Source organism: Pseudomonas sp. D1-36 (assembly GCF_051132205.1).
GTDB lineage: Bacteria > Pseudomonadota > Gammaproteobacteria > Pseudomonadales > Pseudomonadaceae > Aquipseudomonas.
Genome location: NZ_CP071674.1, coordinates 4,085,675 through 4,106,038, shown reverse-complemented (window position 1 = coordinate 4,106,038; position 20,364 = coordinate 4,085,675). Strand labels below are relative to the sequence as shown.

Below are 20,364 nucleotides of genomic sequence, written 5' to 3'. Positions count from 1 at the left end.
GCATGACCCGCCGAGGTTTACCCTATGCCGCAGCCATGGCCCGCGACCGATATCGCCCGTTCGATCCTCGACGGTTTCGACGATTATCGTGAGCATTTCCGGCAGATCACCGACGGCGCCCGCGCCCGGTTCGAGCAGGCGCAATGGTTGGAGGCGCAGGCGGCCTCGGCGGCGCGCATCAATCTGTATGAAGAAAAAGTCTTCGAAACCGTCGCCCGGTTGCGCCAGGCCTTTAGCGCCGAGGCCTTGATGGACGTTGGTTGCTGGCCATTGGTGAAGAGCGCCTATATCAGCCTGATCGACCTGCGCTTCGACGATGAATTGTCGGAGACCTGGTACAACTCGATCTTCTGCGGCCTGTTCAGCCATGATCTGATCAGCGACGGCACCATGTTCATCCACACGACCCGGCCGAGCCTGCGTCGTGCTCGCGCGGCACAGACCCGCACCTATAAACCCGAAGGGCAACTGGACAAAATGCTCGCGGCGATCTTTGCCGATTATCGCTTCAGTGAAGAGTACGCCGACCTGCCCGGCGACCTGCGACGTCTCGAAAGCCAGCTGCGCGAAAACCTGCCGGATTGGGTCTGCAAGGACCCGGAACTGACGGTCGAACTGTTTTCCTCGGTGCTCTATCGCAACAAGGGCGCCTACCTGGTGGGCCGCATCTACACCCATGACGATCAGTGGCCCCTGGTGATCCCGTTGCTGCACCGCGAAGGCCGGGGTATCCAGATCGACGCGCTGATCACCGACGAGGCGCAGGTGTCGATCATCTTCTCGTTCACCCGTTCGTATTTCATGGTGGACGTGCCGGTGCCGGCGGAATTCATTGGCTTTCTCAAGCGCATCCTGCCGGGCAAGCACATTGCCGAGCTGTACACTTCGATTGGTTTCTACAAGCACGGCAAGTCGGAGTTCTACCGGGCGCTGATCAACCACCTGGCGAACACCGATGACCAGTTCATCATGGCGCCTGGCGTGCGCGGCATGGTCATGAGCGTGTTCACCCTGCCGGGCTTCAACACCGTGTTCAAGATCATCAAGGACCGTTTCTCGCCGTCGAAGAACGTCGACCGGGCCACGGTCATCGAGAAATACCGATTGGTGAAAAGCGTTGACCGGGTCGGGCGCATGGCCGACACCCAGGAGTTCGCCGACTTCCGCTTCCCCCTGAGCAAATTCGAGCCGGCCTGCCTGGAAGAACTGCTGGATGTGGCGCCGTCCACGGTGTCGGTGGAGGGCGACACGGTGTTGATCCGCCACTGCTGGACCGAACGCCGGATGACGCCTCTGAACCTCTACCTGGAAAACGCCAACGAAGCTCAGGTGCGCGAGGCGCTGGAAGATTATGGCCTGGCGATCAAGCAACTGGCGGCCGCCAATATCTTCCCCGGCGACATGCTGCTCAAGAACTTCGGCGTAACCCGCCATGGCCGCGTGGTGTTCTACGATTACGATGAGATCTGCTTTCTCACCGAGGCCAACTTCCGCCATATCCCCCAGCCGCGCACGCCGGAAGATGAGATGGCGTCCGAGCCTTGGTATTCCATCGGCCCGCTGGACGTTTTCCCTGAAGAGTTCCCGCCGTTCCTGTTCGCCGACGCCGGGCAGCGCAAGCTGTTCGACCAGTTGCACGGCGAGTTGTACAACGCTGACTACTGGAAAGGCCTGCAGGACGCGATCCGGGCGGGAAAGGTGATCGATGTGTTCCCGTATCGGCGTAAAGACCTGGACAGCGAATAACCAGCAGGCAAGCAAAAGCCACCTGTGGGAGCGAGCTTGCTCGCGATGACGGTGTGCCAGTTAACATCAACGATTGCTGATCCACCGCTATCGCGAGCAAGCTCTCTCCCACAAGGGGACGGTGGTGAGGCCACTTCTGGTGTTCGGCGCAATAGCCGCAAATCTGCGACAATCGCCCCCTCGCTCAAACCGACGAACCCTGCGTACCTGATGACTGACCAAACCCCCGCTATCGACAAACTGCTGAAAAACCTCGATCACGCCATGCTCGCCGACCGGCACCGGTTGCGGCGGCAGTTGCTCGAGCTGCGCAAGAAGCCCGACGAGGCCAAGCTGGCCCAGTGGGTAGCGCGGATGCAAGCGTCGTGCGACCTGGTGCTGGCGCGCAAGGCGAGCGTGCCGTCGATTCGCTACGACGACAACTTGCCGATCGCCGCCAAGCGCGACGAGATCAAGGAGGCGCTGCTCAAGCATCAGGTGCTGATCATCGCCGGAGAAACCGGCTCGGGCAAAACCACCCAGTTGCCGAAGATCTGCCTGGAGATCGGCCGTGGCCAGCAGGGTTTGATCGGCCACACCCAGCCACGCCGCATCGCCGCCCGCAGCGTGGCGAGCCGTGTCGCCGAAGAGCTGGCGACCCCCCTGGGGGCGCTGGTGGGTTATCAGGTGCGTTTCGAGGACCAGAGCGACGCCAACACGCTCATCAAGTTGATGACCGATGGCATCCTGCTGGCGGAAACCCAGAACGACCGCTACCTCGAACGTTACGACACGATCATCGTCGACGAAGCCCACGAGCGCAGCCTGAATATCGACTTCCTGCTGGGCTACCTCAAGACCCTGTTGCCGCGTCGCCCCGATCTGAAAGTCATCATTACGTCGGCGACCATCGACCTGGAGCGTTTCTCCAAGCACTTCGATGACGCCCCCATCGTTGAAGTCTCGGGCCGCACCTTCCCGGTGGAAACCTGGTATCGCCCGCTGACCCTTGAGCAAGACGAGGAGGGTAACCGGGTCGAGGATGACTTGACCGTCGACCAGGCGATTCTCGCCACCCTCGACGAAATCGCTGCTTACGAGCGCAGCGAACGGCGCAGCCCCGGCGACGTGCTGGTGTTCCTGCCGGGCGAGCGGGAGATTCGCGACGCCGCGGAAATGCTGCGCAAGGCCCAACTCAAGCACACCGAGATCCTGCCGCTGTACGCGCGCTTGTCGCCGGCCGAACAACAACGGATCTTCCAGTCCCACCCGGGCCGTCGCGTGGTGCTGGCCACCAACGTCGCCGAAACCTCATTGACCGTGCCGGGTATCCGCTACGTAATCGACAGCGGCACCGCGCGCATCAGCCGCTACAGCTATCGCGCGAAGGTCCAGCGCCTGCCCATCGAAGCCATATCCCAGGCCAGCGCCAACCAGCGCAAAGGCCGTTGCGGGCGGGTCGAGCCGGGGATCTGCGTGCGGTTGTACAGCGAAGAGGATTTCATCAGTCGCCCTGAATTCACCGATCCGGAAATCCTGCGCACCAACCTGGCGGCGGTGATCCTGCAGATGCTGCACCTGCGTCTCGGCGAGATCACCGATTTCCCGTTCATCGAGCCGCCGGACGGCAAGGCCATCAGCGACGGATTCAACCTGCTGCAAGAATTGTCGGCGGTGGACCGTAACAGCCAATTGACGCCGTTGGGTCGGCAATTGGCGCGTTTGCCGGTGGATCCGCGCATGGGCCGCATGCTGTTGGAAGCAGCGAAGCTGGGCAGCCTGCAGGAAGTGCTGATTGTCGCCAGCGCCATGTCGATCCAGGATCCGCGCGAGCGTCCGCCCGAGCGCCAACAGGCCGCCGACCAGGCTCACGCCCAATGGAAGGACGCGGATTCGGACTTCGCCGGGCTGGTCAATCTGTGGCGAGGTTTCGAAGAACAGCGCCAGGCCCTGACCGCCAACCCGCTGCGCAACTGGTGCCGCAAGAACTTCCTGAATTACCTGCGCCTGCGCGAATGGCGTGATTCCCACCGCCAGTTGAGCCTGATCTGCCGCGACATGCAGTTGAGCCTCAACAAAGAGCCGGCCGATTACCCGAAACTGCACAAGGCGGTGCTCTCGGGGCTGTTGAGCCAGATCGGCCAGAAAACCGAAGACGGCGATTACCTCGGCGCTCGCCAGCGGCGCTTCTGGGTCCATCCATCGTCAGGCCTGGGCAAGAAGCGTCCGCAGTGGCTGATGACCGCCGAACTGGTGGAAACCACCAAGTTGTACGCGCGCATGGTGGCGAAGATCGAGCCGGACTGGATCGAACCGCTGGCGGGGCACCTGATCAAGAAAAACCACTTCGAGCCCCATTGGGAGAAGAAGCGCGGGCAAGTGGTGGCTTATGAGCAGATCACCTTGTTCGGGCTGATCGTCGTTGGTCGTCGGCCCGTTCACTACGGGCCGGTGGACCCGGTGGTGTCCCGTGAATTGTTCATCCGCGAGGCGCTGGTGCGTGGCGAGATCCAGTCCAAGGCCAAGTGCCTGAGCGCCAATACGCGGTTGCTTGAACAACTCGACGAGCTCGAAGCCAAGGCCCGTCGCCGCGACATCCTCGCGGACGAGGAAACGCTGTTCGCCTTCTACGACGCGCGCCTGCCTGCCGAAATTCATCAGACCGCGACGTTTGACAGCTGGTATCGGATCAACAGCCAGAAAGATCCGCAGCTGTTGATCATGCGCGAAGAAGACGTGCTGGCCCGGGAGGCCAGCGAGGTGACGGCCAACCAGTACCCCGACACCTTGCGCGTCGGCGACTTGACGTTGCCGTTAAGCTATCACTTCGAGCCCAACCATCCCCGCGACGGCGTCACGTTGCGTGTACCGGCGCCGCTGCTGCCGATGCTGCCACCTGAGCGCCTGGAATGGCTGGTGCCGGGGATGATCGAAGCCAAGTGCATCGCGCTGGTGCGCAACCTGCCCAAGGCCTTGCGCAAGAACTTCGTGCCAGTGCCGGACTTCGTCAAGGCCGCGTTGCAACGCATCACGTTTGCCGAAGGTTCGTTGCCGCAATCCCTGGGGCGCGAATTGCTGCGCATGACCGGTGCGCGGGTCAGCGATGACGCCTGGGCGGAAGCGGCGCAGCAGGTAGAAAGCCATTTGCGCATGAACCTGGAAATCGTCGATGGCCAGGGCAAGTTCCTCGGTGAAGGCCGCGACCTGGCCGAGCTGACGGCGCGTTTTGCCGAGGCCAGCCAGGCCGCCTTGGCCGTGCCGCAAACAGCCAAGAGCCAGGAACCGGTGGAGGCGAAAGTCTTCGCACCGGTGGCCGAGAAAACCCAGCAGAAGATCGCCGGGTTGTCGATGACGGTGTACCCGGCGTTGGTGGAAGAGGGCGGCGTGGTCAAGGAAGGGCGCTTCCCGACCCCGGCCGAAGCCGAGTTCCAGCACCGTCGTGCCTTGCAGCGTTTGCTCATGCAGCAATTGGCCGAAACGGCGAAATTCCTCCGTGGCAAGCTGCCGGGATTGACGGAGTTGGGCCTGCTCTATCGTGAATTGGGGCGCGTCGACGCTCTGGTGGAAGACATCCTGCTGGCGAGCCTCGACAGCTGCATCCTCGAAGGCGAGCCGAGCCTGCCCCGTGACGGTGCCGCGCTGGCGGCCCTGGCCGAACGCAAGCGCGGCGCCTGGACCGAGCACGCCGAACGCCTGGCGAAGCTGACCCTGGACATCCTCAAGCTCTGGCACGGCCTGCAAAAACGCTTCAAGGGCAAGATCGACCTGGCCCAGGCCGTGGCGCTGAACGACATCAAGCAACAGCTCGGCCACTTGGTGTACCCAGGCTTCGTGCGGGAAACCCCCCATCAATGGCTCAAGGAGCTGCCACGCTATCTCAAGGCAATCGAGCAACGTTTCGAGAAGCTGGGCAGCCAGGTCCAGAAGGACCGGGTCTGGAGCGGCGAGCTCTCCAATCTCTGGGCTCAATACCAGGCCCGCGCCAGCAAACACGCCCAGGAAGGCAAGCGCGACCCGCAACTGGAGCTCTACCGTTGGTGGCTGGAGGAATACCGCGTGTCGCTGTTCGCCCAGCAGTTGGGGACCAAGGTGCCGATTTCCGACAAGCGCCTGGGTAAGCAGTGGGGGTTGGTGGAGGGTTGATCAGACCACCACCTATTCCCTGTGGATTCTTGTCTGGTAAAAGGGAACATGGGCCAAAAGCCAGCGTTTATGGCAAACTTCGCGCCTATAAATACCGGTCCCGTGGTTTTGCTCTTCAAGGTCACGGGCGGATCGGAATAAAGCGATGCCAGGGCTGCTTCCCCGGGATGGGAAAAGTCCCTTTGCGTGTTGGTACGTCGGTGCCAATACTTTCTGCCTGAACAGAATAGAGACACGACCATGCATAACGTCGTCATCAGCGGCACCGGCCTGTACACCCCGGCCAACAGCATCTCCAACGAAGAGCTGGTGCAATCCTTCAATACTTACGTCGCGCAGTTCAACGCCGATAACGCCGAGGCCATCGAGCGCGGCGAAGTGCAAGCATTGACCGAATCCAACGCCGCGTTCATCGAGAAGGCTTCCGGCATCAAGAGCCGCTTTGTCATGGACAAGGACGGCATTCTTGATCCACAACGCATGACGCCGCGCCTGCCCGAGCGCTCCAATGACGAGTGGTCGGTGCTCTGCGAAATGGCCGTCGGCGCCGCGAAGCAGGCCCTGGAACGCGCCGGTCGCACCGCCGCCGACATCGACGGCGTGATCGTGGCTTGTTCGAACTTGCAGCGTCCTTACCCGGCCATCGCCATCGAAGTACAGGAAGCCCTGGGCATCGAAGGTTTCGGTTTCGACATGAACGTGGCCTGTTCTTCGGCGACGTTCGGCATCCAGGCCGCCGCCAACAGCGTGCAACTGGGCCAGGCCCGGGCGATCCTCATGGTCAACCCGGAAGTCTGCACAGGCCACCTGAATTTCCGTGACCGCGACAGCCACTTCATCTTCGGCGACGCGGCCACCGCCGTGATCATCGAGCGCGCGGACCAGGCCACGTCGCCGTATCAGTTCGATGTGGTCAGCACCAAGCTGCTCACCAAGTTTTCCAACAACATCCGCAACAACTTCGGCTTCCTCAACCGCGCGGCGGAGGAGGGCATCGGCACCCGGGACAAACTGTTCGTTCAGGAAGGACGCAAGGTGTTCCGCGACGTCTGCCCGATGGTGGCTGAACTGATCGGCGCCCATTTGGAGGAAAACCAGCTGAACGTCGGCGAAGTGAAGCGATTCTGGCTGCATCAGGCCAACCTGAGCATGAACCAGCTGATCGTGCGCAAGTTGCTGGGACGCGAAGCCAGCGAAGAGGAAGCCCCGGTGATCCTCGACCGCTACGCCAACACCAGCTCGGCCGGCTCGGTGATTTCGTTCCACCTGTATCAGGACGACCTGCCCAGCGGCTCCGTCGCGGTGCTCAGCTCGTTTGGCGCCGGCTATTCGATCGGCAGCGTGATCCTGCGCAAGCGTTGAACTCTCGTTCAATGTAAAAAAACTCCTGTGGGAGCGAGCCTGCTCGCGAAGGCGGAAGATCTGTCAACTTGAATCTGACTGATCCACCGCCTTCGCGAGCAGGCTCGCTCCCACATTTTTGTGGCATTTCTGTTATTCCCTTTCGAAGTAAAAAGTTCCGCTGTCATAAAATCTTTATGTGATAGCAACTTGCCTGACACACCCCGTCGCCAAGATCCCCTCCCAACACCAGCGGGCCCAGTTCCGCGTGTTTTCTAACGCATAGACTACCAGATAGGGGAATTCTTCGATGATCCGTAAGCACTTCGCAGGTTTTGCCGCCAGCGCTCTGGCAATGGCAGTAACCGCCCAGGCTTTCGCCGGCACCGTGACCACAGACGGCGCCGATATCGTGGTCAAGACCAAGGGCGGCCTGGAGGTCGCTACCACTGACAAAGAGTTCAGCTTCAAGCTCGGCGGTCGTTTGCAGGCTGACTACAGCCAGTTCGATGGCATCTACACCGACAACGGTGACAAAGCCGATGCCGCTTACATCCGCCGTGGCTTCCTGGAGTTGTCCGGTGTGCTGTACACGGACTGGGCCTACACCATCAACTACGATTTCTCCCACAACAGCGGCGATTCCGATAACGGCTACTTCGACGAAGCTTCCTTGGCCTACAACGGCTTCAAGCCGGTTTCGATCAAGGTCGGCCGTTTCGACCCGGATTTCGGCCTTGAAAAAGCCACCAGCTCCAAATGGGTCACCGCACCTGAGCGTAATGCCGCCTACGACCTGATCGACTGGGCCAACGGCCACCAGAACGGCCTGGGCCTGCAAGCATCCGGCGTCTTCGCTGATTCGTTCTACGTCTCGGCCGGTGTGTTCAGCAAAGACACCGACGACACCGACGGCAACAGCATCAAGCAAGCCAATGGTCGTTTCGTGTTCGCCCCGATGCACGAAGCTGGCAACGTGCTGCACTTCGGTTTGAACGTGGCCTCGCGCGACGTTTCGGACACCGCATTCGACGCTCGTTATCGCTCCCGTCTGGGCATGCGTGGCGTTGAAACCCTGGGCGGCAATGACGCCGGCCCTAACGGCAACCGTCCGGTCCTGGGCGGCGCCAACAACTCGCCGGCCGGTTCCTACGACACCGACACTGCCTTCGGTCTGGAAGCCGCTTTCGCCATGGGCCCAGCGTCTATCCAGGGTGAATACATCTCCCGCAAGACCAAGGCTGACAGCGACGCCTTCGAAGACCTAAAAGGTCACGGCTTCTACGTCCAGGGTGCCTACACCCTCACTGGTGAATCCCGTGGTTATAAACTCGGCAAATTCGACGCCATCAAGCCTCAGAACAAATCCATCGGCGCTTGGGAAGTGTTCTACCGCTTCGACAGCATGACCGTCGAAGACGACAACATCACCACCGCCTCGGCGACCCGCGAAGTGGGCGATGCCGAAGCCAAGGTGCACAACCTGGGTGTGAACTGGTACGCCAACGAAGCGGTGAAAATCACCGGTGCCTACGTCAAGGCCAAGACCGATAAAGTCACCAACGCCAATGGCGATGATGATGGCGACGGTTTCGTAGTCCGTGCCCAGTACGTGTTCTAAGCCCTTTTGACCTGATACACCGCTGCACTTTCATCCGTTACAGCTCCTTTGAACCCCGCCTCTGGCGGGGTTTTTTTATCCCCTTGCGATTCGGATCGGCGATACTCGCCCAATCCGTCGTCTGGATATCGGGGAACCGCATGCCGCTTCACGTCTTGGACAGCCTGTCCGCCATCGCGCCACATGAGTGGGACGCGCTGGTGCCCGTCAACCAACCCTTCCTGCGCCACGCTTTTCTCACCGCCCTGGAAGACAGCGCCAGCCTGGGTTCGCATTCCGGGTGGCAGCCCGAGCATCTGCTGCACCTTGAAGAGGGGCGGCTGCTGGCGGCTTTGCCCAGCTATCGCAAGTGGCATTCCTACGGTGAGTACGTGTTCGATCATGGCTGGGCCGACGCTTGTGCCCGGGCCGGCATCGACTATTACCCCAAGCTACTGACGGCGGTGCCATTCAGTCCGGTGAGCGGCCCGCGACTGCTGACGGCGCGTGTTGAGGATGGCTTGGAACTGCTGGGCAGCCTGCCGGGCTATCTGGAGATCGAAGGGCTATCCAGCGCCCACATCAACTTCACCGACGCCTTCACCGACGAGGCATTGGCCAGGCAGGAGGGCTGGTTGCAGCGAATCGGTTGCCAGTACCACTGGCAGAATCGCGGCTATCGGGATTTCCAGGATTTCCTCGACGCGCTCAGTTCCCGCAAGCGCAAGCAGATGCGCAAGGAGCGCGAGCAGGTGGCGGGGCAGGGCATTGATTTCGAATGGCTGGAAGGCCATCAATTGGACGAGGCGCAGTGGGATTTTGTCTACGCCTGTTACGCCAATACCTACGCGGTGCGTCGGCAGGCGCCTTATCTGACCCGTGCTTTTTTCAGCCTGCTGGCCGAGCGCATGCCCGAGGCCATTCGCGTGGTACTGGCCAAGCAAGGTTCACGGCCGGTGGCGATGGCGTTCAGCCTGTTGGCGGGCGACAGTTTTTATGGGCGTTATTGGGGCTGCCTGGCAGAGTTCGATCGGCTGCATTTCGAGACGTGTTTCTATCAAGGCATGGACTACGCGATTGCCAACGGCGTGCAGCGTTTTGACGCCGGGGCCCAGGGTGAGCACAAGTTGATTCGCGGCTTCGAACCGGTGATCACCCGTTCATGGCACTACCTTCGCCATCCGGGCTTGAAAGCGGCGGTGGCGGATTTTCTTGCGCGCGAGCAGGAGGGCGTGATGGCGTATGCCGAAGAAGCGAAAACGGCACTGCCTTATCGGCAGTGCTGAAGTTCTCTGAGCCCCCGTGGCGAGGGAGCTTGCTCCCGCTGGACTGCGCAGCAGGCCCCTGCGGTGTATCTGACACATCGCAGTGCCAGATACAGTTTGGGGCTGCTACGCAACCCAGCGGGAGCAAGCTCCCTCGCCACGGGGTTTTGTGCATAACCAGGGTTCAGTCGATCCCGACGAACCCACCCGTCTGATGCTGCCACAGCCGCGCGTACAACCCACCCTGGGCCAGCAACTCGGCATGGCTGCCGGTCTCGGCGATGCGACCCTTCTCCAGCACCACCAGCCGGTCCATCCGGGCGATGGTGGAGAGGCGGTGGGCGATGGCGATCACGGTTTTGCCTTGCATCAGCGTCTCGAGGCTTTCCTGGATGGCCGCCTCGACTTCCGAGTCCAGCGCGGAGGTCGCTTCGTCCATGATCAGGATTGGCGCGTCCTTGAGCAGCACCCGGGCAATAGCGATGCGCTGACGCTGGCCGCCAGAGAGCTTCACGCCGCGCTCGCCCACGTGGGCATCGAAACCGGTGCGGCCCTCAGCGTCTGAGAGCAACGGGATGAATTCATCGGCCCGGGCCTTGTGTACCGCTTCCCAGAGTTGCGCGTCGGTGGCGTCGGGCTTGCCGTAAAGCAGGTTGTCGCGAATCGAACGGTGCAGCAGCGACGTGTCCTGGGTGATCATGCCGATGCGTGCGCGCAGGCTTTCCTGGCCGACGTGGGCGATGTCCTGGCCGTCGATGAGGATGCGCCCGCCCTGCACGTCATAAAGGCGCAGCAGCAGGTTGACCAAGGTCGATTTGCCGGCGCCGGACGGGCCGATCAGGCCGATTTTCTCGCCCGGCTTGATCACCAGGTTGAGGTCGCTGATCACGCCGCTTTTCTTGCCGTAGTGAAAATCCACCTGCTCGAAACGCACTTCGCCCTGGGCTACCGCCAACGGCTTGGCCTGATCTCGGTCGATGACGCTGACGGGCTGGGAGATGGTCTGCAATCCGTCCTGGACCATGCCGATATTCTCAAAAATGCCGGTGACCACCCACATGATCCAGCCGGACATGTTGACGATGCGGATCACCAGTCCGGTGGCCAGTGCAATCGCGCCGACGCTGATCAGCGACTGGGTCCACAGCCACAGCGCCAGGGCTGTGGTGCCGACGATCAGCAGCCCGTTCATGCTGGTGATGACCACATCCATGCTGGTCACGACGCGACCGGCGAGCTGGGCTTTTTGAGTCTGCTCTTCGATGGCTTCGCGAGCGTATTGCTGTTCGAAGTTGGTGTGGGCGAACAGCTTCAGGGTAGTGATGTTGGTATAGCCATCGACGATCCGCCCCATGAGCTTTGAACGGGCATCGGAGGACACCACCGAGCGTTCCTTGACCCGGGGGACGAAGTAATAGAGCGCGCCGATGTAGGCGGCGATCCACATCAACAGCGGGATCATCAGGCGCCAATCGGCTTCGGCGAACAGCACCAGCGAGCTGACGGCGTAGATCAGCACGTGCCACAACGCATCCACGGCCTGCACCGCCGAGTCCCGCAGCGAGTTGCCGGTCTGCATGATGCGTTGGGCGATACGCCCGGCAAAATCGTTCTGGAAGAAGTTGAGGCTCTGCTTGAGCACATAGCTGTGGTTTTGCCAGCGGATCAGGCTGGTCATGCTGGGGCTCAGGGTCTGGTGAACCAGCAAGTCATGCAGGGCGACGAAAATCGGCCGAAGAACCAGTGCGACCACCGCCATCCAGGCCAATTCGAGGCCGTGGAGCTTGAAGAACTCTGCGTTGGGCGTGGCCTGGGTCAGGTCGATGATGCGGCTCAGGTAGCTGAACAGCGCCACTTCGATCAGCGCGCCGATCAGGCCGACCACCAGCAGCACGGCGAAGCTGGGCCAGACCTGTTTCAGGTAATACGTGTAAAAGGGCAGGACGCGGTTCGGCGGGGCCGAAGTCGGGGCGTCGCGGAAGATGTCGATCAGTTTTTCGAAACGGCGATAAACCATGGGGTACCTAGCCCGGGCAGGGCTCTCCTTTTTTGCTGTGGGCGGCGCGGGATCGCCGACGCCGCCCAGGCTTGCCCTGTGGGTTTAGTCGATGCGCTTGGCCGACTTGATGATCACAGGGTCGATCGGCACGTTTTGCATGCCTTGCTTGGTGGTGGTCTGGGAGTTGACGATGATGTCCACCACGTCCATCCCCTTGACCACCTTGGCGAACACCGCGTAACCAGCGTCGCGACCCGGATCCAGGAAGGCGTTGTCGGCCACGTTGATGAAGAACTGGCTGGTGGCCGAATCCGGGTTGGATGTGCGGGCCATCGACAAGGTGCCGCGTACGTTGTGCAGGCCATTGCTGGCTTCGTTCTTGATCGGCGCCTTGGTGTCTTTCTGTTGCATCTGTTGGGTGAAACCGCCGCCCTGGGCCATGAAGCCCGGGATCACACGGTGGAAAATCGTGTTGTTGTAGAAGCCGCTGTCAACGTACTCAAGAAAATTCTTGGTACTGATAGGGGCCTTGACCGGGTCCAGTTCGATTTCAATCTGACCGTTGGTGGTGTCCAGCAATACGTGAGGGGCCTTGGCCGGTTGCGCGGCCATCAGGTTGGCAGCAAAGAGGACGGAGCCGGCGGCGAGGGCGATTTTTTTCAGCATGGGTTCAGTGATCCTGAGTAGTGGAATCGATTGCGATCAAGAATTCGAGCAGGGTTTGGTTGAAGCGTTCGGGTTGATCCAGCGGCGTAGCGTGCCGTGAATCGGTGATGACTGCCAGTCGTGCGTCAGGCAAACGCTTTGAATAGGCTTCTTTCAGCGCCACCGGGGTGTAGTCGTGGTCGGCGCAAATGATGAGGGTTGGACAGGCAACTTGCGACAGGCGTTCCTGTACGCTCCAGCCGACAATGGCGTCGAAGCTGGCCAGATAAGCACGTTTGTCATTCATTGCCCAGCGCCGGGCCATTTCCAGGCGCAACTCGGTCTGTTCGGGCTTGGGGAACAGCTTGGCACCGAGGGCCTTGCCGATGGTTTCCAGGCTGAGCAGCCGCATCAGGCTCCAGCGCTTGAACCATTGCCAGCAATCGTCGGGCGTGCGGACCTTGACCTCCGGGGCGCTGTTGACGATGCACAGGCTCTTGACCCGCGTGGGTTCGTCCACGGCCAGTTGGAAGCAGATCATGCCGCCCATGGACCAGCCCACCAGATGCACCGCGCCCAGGTCGAGGTAATCGATCAGGGCGCTCAGGTCGTCGCTGAAGCCTTCGATGCTGTAGCGCTCACGCGGCTTGTCGGACCGACCGTGTCCGCGCACATCCAACACGATCAGGCGATAGCGGGCGGACAGCACCGGGATCTGCTTTTCCCAATCCCGTGTGCTGGAGCCCAACCCGTGGACCAGCACCAGGGGCGCGCCGTGGCCATATTCCTCATAGTGCAGGTTGCAACCTTCGTGCGCAAAATAGGCCATCGGCGAATTCCTTGTCAGGCTTGTTCAGGTGCGGCGAACGGCGCATCCAGCGGCGCGGTATCAAAGGTGCGCAGCAGCTCGATGAGGATTTGCGTGGCCGGGCCCAGAGGTTTTTCCTTGTTGGAGAACAGATAGAAAGTCGAGTTGCGGCTGCCTCCTTGCTCCAAGGGTAGACGCTTGAGCAAGCCTTCCTTGAGCTCTCGTTCGATCATGTGCCGCGGCAGCCAGGCGAACCCCAGGCCGCTGCCGACAAACGTCGCGGCGGTGGCCAGGCTGCCTACGGTCCAGCGTTGTTCGGCACCGAGCCAGCCGACGTCCCTGGGCTGCTGGCGACCGGAGTCGCGGATGACCACTTGCAGCTGGCTTTCCAGGTCCTGGAAACTCAGTTCGCGGTTGAGGCGATGCAGGGCATGTTCGGGGTGGGCCACCGCGACGAATTCGACGTCGCTCAACTCCGCGCCCAGGTAACCAGGGATGCTGAAGCCGCTGATGGCCAGGTCGGCCACGCCTTCGAGCAGCACTTCTTCGACGCCCGACAACACTTCTTCGCGCAGGCGCACCCGGCAGCCCCGGCTTTGTGGCATGAATGCCGTGAGGGCGCGGACGAGGCGGGCGTTGGGGTAGGCCGCATCCACCACCAGACGCACTTCCGCTTCCCAGCCTTGCTCCATGTGGTGGGCCAGGTCTTCCAGTTGGCTGGCCTGCTTCACCAGTTGCCGCGAGCGGCGCAGCAGCACGCCGCCGGCCTCGGTCAGCACCGCCTTGCGTCCATCGATGCGCAGCAGCGGCACGCCGAGCTGGTCTTGCATGCGAGCCACGGTGTAGCTCACCGACGATTGCGAGCGGTGCAGCACTTCGGCGGCCTGGGCGAAACCACCGTGGTCCACCACCGCCTGCAACGTTCGCCATTGATCAAGGGTCACGCGGGGCGCTTTCATATTGAGCTCCTCTTGTCCTAAGCTGGCGGTCCCTTGGTGGAGACTGCCGAATGAAAAAAATCTGTTGTGCGGTGCTGGCCCTGCTGCCGCTGACTGCATTTGCCTACCCGATCGATGTGGAAAAACACCTCAACGGCCTGAGCATCGACTACAACGCCTATGACACCGACGCCGACATCGGCTCGATCCAGGTCAACAACTACGGCAGCACCGATGCAACCTGCAAAGTAGTGTTCCGCAACGGCCCGGAGGCGCCGCGCACCCGCACCATCGAAGTCGCCGCCGGCAAGTTCAAGAACGCCACCGCCAAGTTCAACCGCAACATCATCAAGCTGCGCATCGAGCTGACCTGCAAGCCGAAATAGCCAGCGGCGGGGCGGCATCACAAAGCTTGCTCCGCTTATAAACGAAAATATCGATGGTTCGCAGCAATTATTTGCGCTTTCTCATCGATATGATCACGCTTAACCTTCACTCCATCGACTGACAACATTCTCAGATGGAGCCTACAAGCCATGTCCCGCGTCCTGATCATCGAAAGCAGCGCCCGCCAGCAACATTCGGTTTCCCGCCAACTGACCCAAACGTTTATCAGCCAGTGGAAAGCCGCGCACCCGGCCGATGAGATCAGCGTCCGCGACCTGGCAATCAATCCGGTGCCGCACCTGGATGCCAACCTGCTGGGCGGCTGGATGAAGCCTGCCGAGCAACGCAACGACATCGAGAACGCTTCGCTGGAACGCTCCAACGAACTGACTGACGAGCTGCTGGCCGCCGACGTCCTGGTGATGGCGGCGCCGATGTACAACTTCGCCATTCCCAGCACTTTGAAAGCCTGGCTCGACCATGTGCTGCGTGCTGGTGTGACCTTCAAATACACCCCCACCGGTCCTCAAGGTCTGCTGACCGAAAAGCGCGCCTTCGTGCTCACCGCTCGCGGCGGCATCCACGCCGGCGGCGCCACCGATCACCAGGAACCGTACCTGCGCCAAGTGATGGGTTTCATCGGTATCCACGACGTGACCTTCATTCACGCCGAGGGCATGAACCTGGGTGGCGACTTCCAGGAGAAGGGTTTGAACCAGGCCAACGCCAAGCTTTCCCAGGTCGCCTAAGCCGTTAATCTTCGGATAATCGCCGGGTGTTCTAGTGACTCGGCGCTTCCCTTCAAACCGTTTTGCGCATCGAACCTCCCTTCGCACTTTCACAGCTCCTGAGTGCACCCGCCCGATTGAACGCTTAAGCGAGATCGGGCTTTTTTTTGCCTGCTATTTCAAACCAGCTCAATAACCCGATGTGGGAGCGAGCCTGCTCGCGAAGGCGTCATGTCAGCCAAACATTTGCTACGTGACACTCCGCTATCGCGAGCAGGCTCGCTCCCACAGGATCTGTGTATTGAGGTAATTAGCGACAACCACCAAAACCCGCTATCTTCGCCGCCATTCAAAACGAGGGGCGGTATGGGCTATCTACTTTTTGTAACGCTGATCCAGGCGTTTTCCTTCAGCCTGATCGGCGAATACCTGGCGGGGCATGTCGACAGTTATTTCGCGGTGCTGGTGCGGGTCGTGCTGGCGGGGCTGGTGTTCATCCCCCTGACGCGCTGGCGCCAGGTCGAGCCGTCGTTCATGCGCGGCATGCTGTTGATCGGTGCCTTGCAGTTTGGTGTGACCTACGTCTGCCTCTACCTGAGTTTCCGGGTGTTGACGGTCCCGGAAGTGCTGCTGTTCACCATCCTTACACCCCTGCACGTGACCTTGATCGAAGACGCCCTCAATCGGCGCTTCAATCCCTGGGCATTGGTTGCGGCACTGGTGGCCGTGGCCGGTGCGGCGGTGATTCGTTATGACAGGATCAACCCGGACTTCTTCATGGGTTTCCTGCTGCTGCAACTGGCCAACTTCACCTACGCGGCCGGGCAGGTGCTTTACAAGCACTTGGTGGCGCGTCACCCAAGCGATCTGCCGCATTACCGGCGTTTCGGTTATTTCTACCTCGGTGCATTGATGGTGGCGTTGCCGGCGTTCCTGCTGTTCGGCAAAGCCGACTTCTGGCCGCAAGCGCCGTTGCAGTGGGGCGTGCTGGTCTTCCTCGGCCTGGTTTCCACCGCGTTGGGCCTCTACTGGTGGAACAAAGGCGCGTGCCTGGTCAACGGCGGCACGCTGGCGGTGATGAATAACCTGCACGTGCCGGTGGGGTTGCTGGTGAACCTGCTGATCTGGAACCAGCACGAGGCGCTGGGGCGGTTGGTGTTGGGTGGTTCGGTGATACTGGCGGCGGTGTGGATCAGTCGGTTGGGGGTTCGCCAACCGCTCGTTACACGCTGACCTCTGTGGGAGCGAGCCTGCTCGCGATGGCGTTGTATCAGTCAGCATCTATGTTTCTGACACACTGCTATCGCGAGCAAGCTCGCTCCCACAGGCGAATGGGGTTGGCTTTATACCGCCTGCTTCTCCGGCTCCGACAAGTGACTCGCCCCCAGCGCCGCCGGCAGCAGTCCCGCCCGCAAATCCGTGCCGCTCGGCTGCTGGTACAAGCCCAGCCCGAACTCCGGCATCACCGCCAGCAGGTAATCGAAAATATCCCCCTGGATGCGCTCGTAGTCGGCCCACACGGTGGTACCCGTGAAGCAGTAGATCTCCAGCGGGATCCCTTGGGCGGTGGTCTGTAGCTGCCGGACCATGCAGGTCATGTTCGGCTGGATCTCGGGGTGGCTTTTCAGATAGGCCAGGGCATAGGCGCGAAAGGTGCCCAGGTTGGTCATGCGCCGACGGTTGGCCGACATCGCCGCGACGTTGCCCTGGGCTTCGTTCCAGGCCTTGAGCTCGGCCTGTTTGCGGCCGATGTAATCAGTCAGCAGGCGAACCTGGGACAGGCGCTGCTCTTCGTCGTCATGCAGGAAGCGCACGCCACTGGCGTCGATGAACAGGCTGCGCTTGATCCGTCGTCCGCCGGATTGCTGCATGCCGCGCCAGTTCTTGAACGACTCGGACATCAACCGCCAGGTGGGGATCGAGACGATGGTCTTGTCGAAATTCTGCACCTTCACCGTGTGCAGCGTGATGTCCACTACATCACCGTCGGCGCCCACTTGTGGCATTTCGATCCAATCGCCAACCCGCAGCATGTCGTTGCTGGTCAGCTGCACGCTGGCGACGAACGACAGCAGGGTGTCCTTGTAGACCAACAGGATCACCGCCGACATCGCACCCAGGCCCGACAGCAGCAACAGCGGCGAACGATCGATCAGCGTGGCGACAATGATGATCGCGCCAAACACGTACAACACCATTTTCGTGAGCTGCACGTAGCCTTTGATCGAGCGGGTGCGCGCGTGTTCGGTGCGGGCGTAGACGTCCAGCAGGGCGCTGAGCAAGGCGCTGATGGCCAGCAACATGAACAGGATGGTGAAGGACAGCGCGACATTGCCCAGGAAAATCATGCTGGTCTTGCTCAGCCCTGGCACCAGGTGCAAGCCGAACTGAATGATCAGCGACGGCGTCGTCTGCGCCAGGCGATGAAAAACTTTGTTCTGGCGCAGGTCGTTGACCCAGTGCAGCGCCGGCTGGCGGCCGATCAGCTTGGCGCCGTGCAGGATCAAATAGCGCGCCACCCGTCCAAGCACCAGCGCGATCGCCAGCAGCAACACCAGCGCAAGGCTCGAATGCAGGATCGGATGTTGATCAAGGGCGCCCCAGAAATCCTGGAGGTTGAGCCAGAGTTGTTTGATATCCATGGGCGAGACGGTTCTTTTATGAGCGCGAGGGGCGAATTAGAGCATTTTAAGCGGCGGGAAGTGACCGTTGATCGTGAATCCAATCATGACAACACACTGATTTGCGGCCGTTTGCATAAAGAAACTCGGCCTTCGCGCTCGAAACCGTTACCCTATGCAGCTGTTTTTTTGCATTTCTTCGAGGTAGCACCCGTGTTTTCCCAATTCGCCCTGCACGAACGCCTGCTCAAAGCCGTGGCCGAGCTTAAATTTGTCGAGCCAACGCCGGTGCAGGCAGCGGCTATTCCGCTCGCGCTCCAAGGGCGTGACCTGCGGGTGACGGCGCAGACCGGGAGCGGCAAAACGGCCGCGTTCGTGCTGCCGATCCTCAATCGCCTGATCGGCCCGGCCAAGGTCCGTGTCAGCATCAAGACGCTGATCCTGCTGCCAACCCGTGAACTGGCCCAGCAGACCTTGAAGGAAGTGGAGCGCTTCTCGCAGTTCACCTTCATCAAGTCCGGCCTGATCACCGGCGGCGAAGATTTCAAGGTCCAGGCCGCCATGCTGCGCAAGGTTCCGGACATCCTGATTGGCACCCCTGGGCGGATGATCGAGCAGCTGAACGCCGGCAACCTCGACCTCAAGGAAGTCGAAGTGCTTGTGCTCGACGAAGCCGACCGCATGCTCGACATGGGTTTTGCCGAAGACGTGCGACGCCTGGTAGACGAGTGCGTGAACCGCCAGCAGACCATGCTATTCTCCGCCACCACCGGCGGTTCGGGCCTGCGCGAGATGATCGCCAAGGTGCTGAACAACCCCGAGCACCTGCAGCTCAACGCGGTCAGCCAGCTGAACTCCACCACCCGCCAGCAGATCATCACCGCTGACCATAACCAGCACAAAGAACAGATCGTGAACTGGCTGCTGGCCAACGAGACCTACGAAAAGGCCATCATCTTCACCAACACCCGGGCCATGGCCGACCGCATCTACGGCCGCCTCGTTGCCCAGGAATACAAGGCGTTCGTGCTGCACGGCGAGAAGGATCAAAAGGACCGCAAGCTGGCCATCGACCGTCTGAAGCAGGGCGGCGTGAAAATCCTCGTCGCCACCGACGTCGCCGCTCGTGGCCTGGACGTGGAAGGCCTGGACATGGTCATCAACTTCGACATGCCCCGCAGTGGTGATGAATACGTTCACCGCATCGGCCGTACCGGTCGTGCTGGCAACGATGGCTTGGCGATCTCGCTGATTTGCCACGGCGACTGGAACCTGATGTCGAGCATCGAGCGCTACCTGAAGCAGAGCTTCGAGCGCCGCACCATCAAGGAAGTCAAAGGCACCTACAGCGGACCGAAGAAGGTCAAGGCATCGGGCAAGGCCGTTGGCGTGAAGAAGAAAAAGGTCGACGGCAAGGGCGACAAGAAAAAGACCGGCGCCAAGGCCCCGACCAAACGCAAGACCGCCAACCGCCCGAAGACCGACGCGCCGTCTCTGGTCAGCAAGGACGGCATGGCCCCGCTCAAGCGCCGCAAGCCAGAGGCGCCGGCGGCTGAGTGAAATCGCGTTAACGCTGCATAAAAACCGGACCTTGGGTCCGGTTTTTTATTGAGAGAATTCCACAAACCCTGTGGCGAGGGAGCTTGCTCCCGCTGGGCTGCGAAGCAGCCCTAAAACCACCGACTCGGTGTGCCAGGAGCAAACGGGGGGCTTTTATTGGGGCTGCTGCGCAGCCCAGCGGGAGCAAGCTCCCTCGCCACAAAAGCGGGTCGTGCCCGACTCATCACTCCGCCTTCTTCTGCGCCTCTTCCAACTCCTGCAGACGCTTGTCGATCAACTGGCACTTGTCCGGCACGTCCTTGCTGGATGTCTCCATGTTCATGGCCTGCAGTTCTTCATTCATCTCTTTTGCCTTGGATGGGTCCTGCTCGGTGAGCTTGGCGACTTTGTCCGCCAGCTGCTCACGCTTGATGGTGGCTTCTTCAGGCGTGCACGTAGCCCAGGCCGGCAGGGCGCAGGCGAGGGTGGCGGCGAGGGTGAGTTTAAGGAAGGTTTTCATGGCTCGGGCCTCGTATTCCTTTGATGGGCGGATATTCGGTTGAGGCTGAGGCGGGAGGGAAAGTTTCATTTGGTTGTTGGTGAGTGGCGATCGAAATCGACTCGT

The 20,364-nt window shown here is 61.0% G+C and carries 15 protein-coding genes; 9 read left to right on the top strand and 6 right to left on the bottom strand.

The window, feature by feature from the left end:
* Positions 1 to 24 precede the first annotated feature (24 nt).
* The 5 genes from aceK to J3P76_RS18140 all read left to right on the top strand — a co-directional run bounded on the left by aceK (position 25) and on the right by J3P76_RS18140 (position 10,095).
* Positions 25 to 1,746, top strand: coding sequence for a bifunctional isocitrate dehydrogenase kinase/phosphatase (aceK, locus tag J3P76_RS18160; RefSeq protein WP_420766668.1), 1,722 nt, complete (start codon positions 25 to 27; stop codon positions 1,744 to 1,746).
* Between the two features lie 210 nt (positions 1,747 to 1,956).
* The gene (hrpA, locus tag J3P76_RS18155) at positions 1,957 to 5,868 is read left to right on the top strand and encodes an ATP-dependent RNA helicase HrpA (RefSeq protein WP_434610162.1); all 3,912 of its coding nucleotides are present in this window, start codon (positions 1,957 to 1,959) and stop codon (positions 5,866 to 5,868) included.
* A gap of 240 nt (positions 5,869 to 6,108) precedes the next feature.
* The gene (locus J3P76_RS18150) at positions 6,109 to 7,230 is read left to right on the top strand and encodes a beta-ketoacyl-ACP synthase III (RefSeq protein WP_420766666.1); all 1,122 of its coding nucleotides are present in this window, start codon (positions 6,109 to 6,111) and stop codon (positions 7,228 to 7,230) included.
* Positions 7,231 to 7,519: 289 nt separating this feature from the next.
* Positions 7,520 to 8,830 carry an OprO/OprP family phosphate-selective porin gene (locus tag J3P76_RS18145; protein WP_434562888.1) on the top strand — a complete coding sequence of 437 codons (1,311 nt, stop codon included), beginning with the start codon at positions 7,520 to 7,522 and terminating at the stop codon, positions 8,828 to 8,830.
* Between the two features lie 140 nt (positions 8,831 to 8,970).
* Positions 8,971 to 10,095, top strand: a complete 1,125-nt coding sequence (locus tag J3P76_RS18140) for a GNAT family N-acetyltransferase (protein ID WP_434610164.1) — start codon at positions 8,971 to 8,973, stop codon at positions 10,093 to 10,095.
* Between the two features lie 163 nt (positions 10,096 to 10,258).
* Here the strand turns inward: J3P76_RS18140 and J3P76_RS18135 are convergent, their stop codons facing one another.
* From J3P76_RS18135 to J3P76_RS18120, 4 genes are all read right to left on the bottom strand, one after another.
* The gene (locus J3P76_RS18135; RefSeq protein ID WP_434610167.1) at positions 10,259 to 12,091 is read right to left on the bottom strand and encodes an ABC transporter ATP-binding protein; all 1,833 of its coding nucleotides are present in this window, start codon (positions 12,089 to 12,091) and stop codon (positions 10,259 to 10,261) included.
* 84 nt (positions 12,092 to 12,175) lie between these two features.
* A complete protein-coding gene (locus J3P76_RS18130; RefSeq protein ID WP_420766662.1) occupies positions 12,176 to 12,739 on the bottom strand; it encodes a peptidylprolyl isomerase in 564 nt (187 codons plus the stop codon).
* A 4-nt stretch (positions 12,740 to 12,743) separates the two neighbouring features.
* Positions 12,744 to 13,547: an alpha/beta fold hydrolase gene (locus tag J3P76_RS18125; protein WP_434610169.1), complete on the bottom strand. Its 804-nt coding sequence runs from the start codon at positions 13,545 to 13,547 to the stop codon at positions 12,744 to 12,746.
* Between the two features lie 14 nt (positions 13,548 to 13,561).
* Positions 13,562 to 14,485, bottom strand: coding sequence for a LysR family transcriptional regulator (locus J3P76_RS18120; protein ID WP_256233402.1), 924 nt, complete (start codon positions 14,483 to 14,485; stop codon positions 13,562 to 13,564).
* A 50-nt stretch (positions 14,486 to 14,535) separates the two neighbouring features.
* Between J3P76_RS18120 and J3P76_RS18115 the strand changes: the two genes are divergently transcribed.
* The 3 genes from J3P76_RS18115 to J3P76_RS18105 all read left to right on the top strand — a co-directional run bounded on the left by J3P76_RS18115 (position 14,536) and on the right by J3P76_RS18105 (position 16,812).
* Complete coding sequence (locus J3P76_RS18115; protein ID WP_434610172.1) at positions 14,536 to 14,850, top strand: 3-phosphoglycerate kinase; 315 nt, start codon at positions 14,536 to 14,538, stop codon at positions 14,848 to 14,850.
* A 150-nt stretch (positions 14,851 to 15,000) separates the two neighbouring features.
* Complete coding sequence (locus J3P76_RS18110; protein ID WP_434610174.1) at positions 15,001 to 15,600, top strand: FMN-dependent NADH-azoreductase; 600 nt, start codon at positions 15,001 to 15,003, stop codon at positions 15,598 to 15,600.
* A 345-nt stretch (positions 15,601 to 15,945) separates the two neighbouring features.
* A complete protein-coding gene (locus tag J3P76_RS18105) occupies positions 15,946 to 16,812 on the top strand; it encodes a carboxylate/amino acid/amine transporter (RefSeq protein WP_420766658.1) in 867 nt (288 codons plus the stop codon).
* 110 nt (positions 16,813 to 16,922) lie between these two features.
* Here J3P76_RS18105 and J3P76_RS18100 read toward each other — a convergent pair whose 3' ends face one another.
* Positions 16,923 to 18,221 (bottom strand): mechanosensitive ion channel family protein, encoded by a 1,299-nt coding sequence (locus J3P76_RS18100; RefSeq protein WP_434610176.1) that lies wholly within the window; start codon positions 18,219 to 18,221, stop codon positions 16,923 to 16,925.
* A gap of 192 nt (positions 18,222 to 18,413) precedes the next feature.
* Between J3P76_RS18100 and J3P76_RS18095 the strand changes: the two genes are divergently transcribed.
* Positions 18,414 to 19,760, top strand: a complete 1,347-nt coding sequence (locus tag J3P76_RS18095; RefSeq protein ID WP_434610178.1) for a DEAD/DEAH box helicase — start codon at positions 18,414 to 18,416, stop codon at positions 19,758 to 19,760.
* A gap of 223 nt (positions 19,761 to 19,983) precedes the next feature.
* Here J3P76_RS18095 and J3P76_RS18090 read toward each other — a convergent pair whose 3' ends face one another.
* Positions 19,984 to 20,259 (bottom strand): hypothetical protein, encoded by a 276-nt coding sequence (locus J3P76_RS18090; protein WP_434562903.1) that lies wholly within the window; start codon positions 20,257 to 20,259, stop codon positions 19,984 to 19,986.
* Positions 20,260 to 20,364 lie beyond the last annotated feature (105 nt).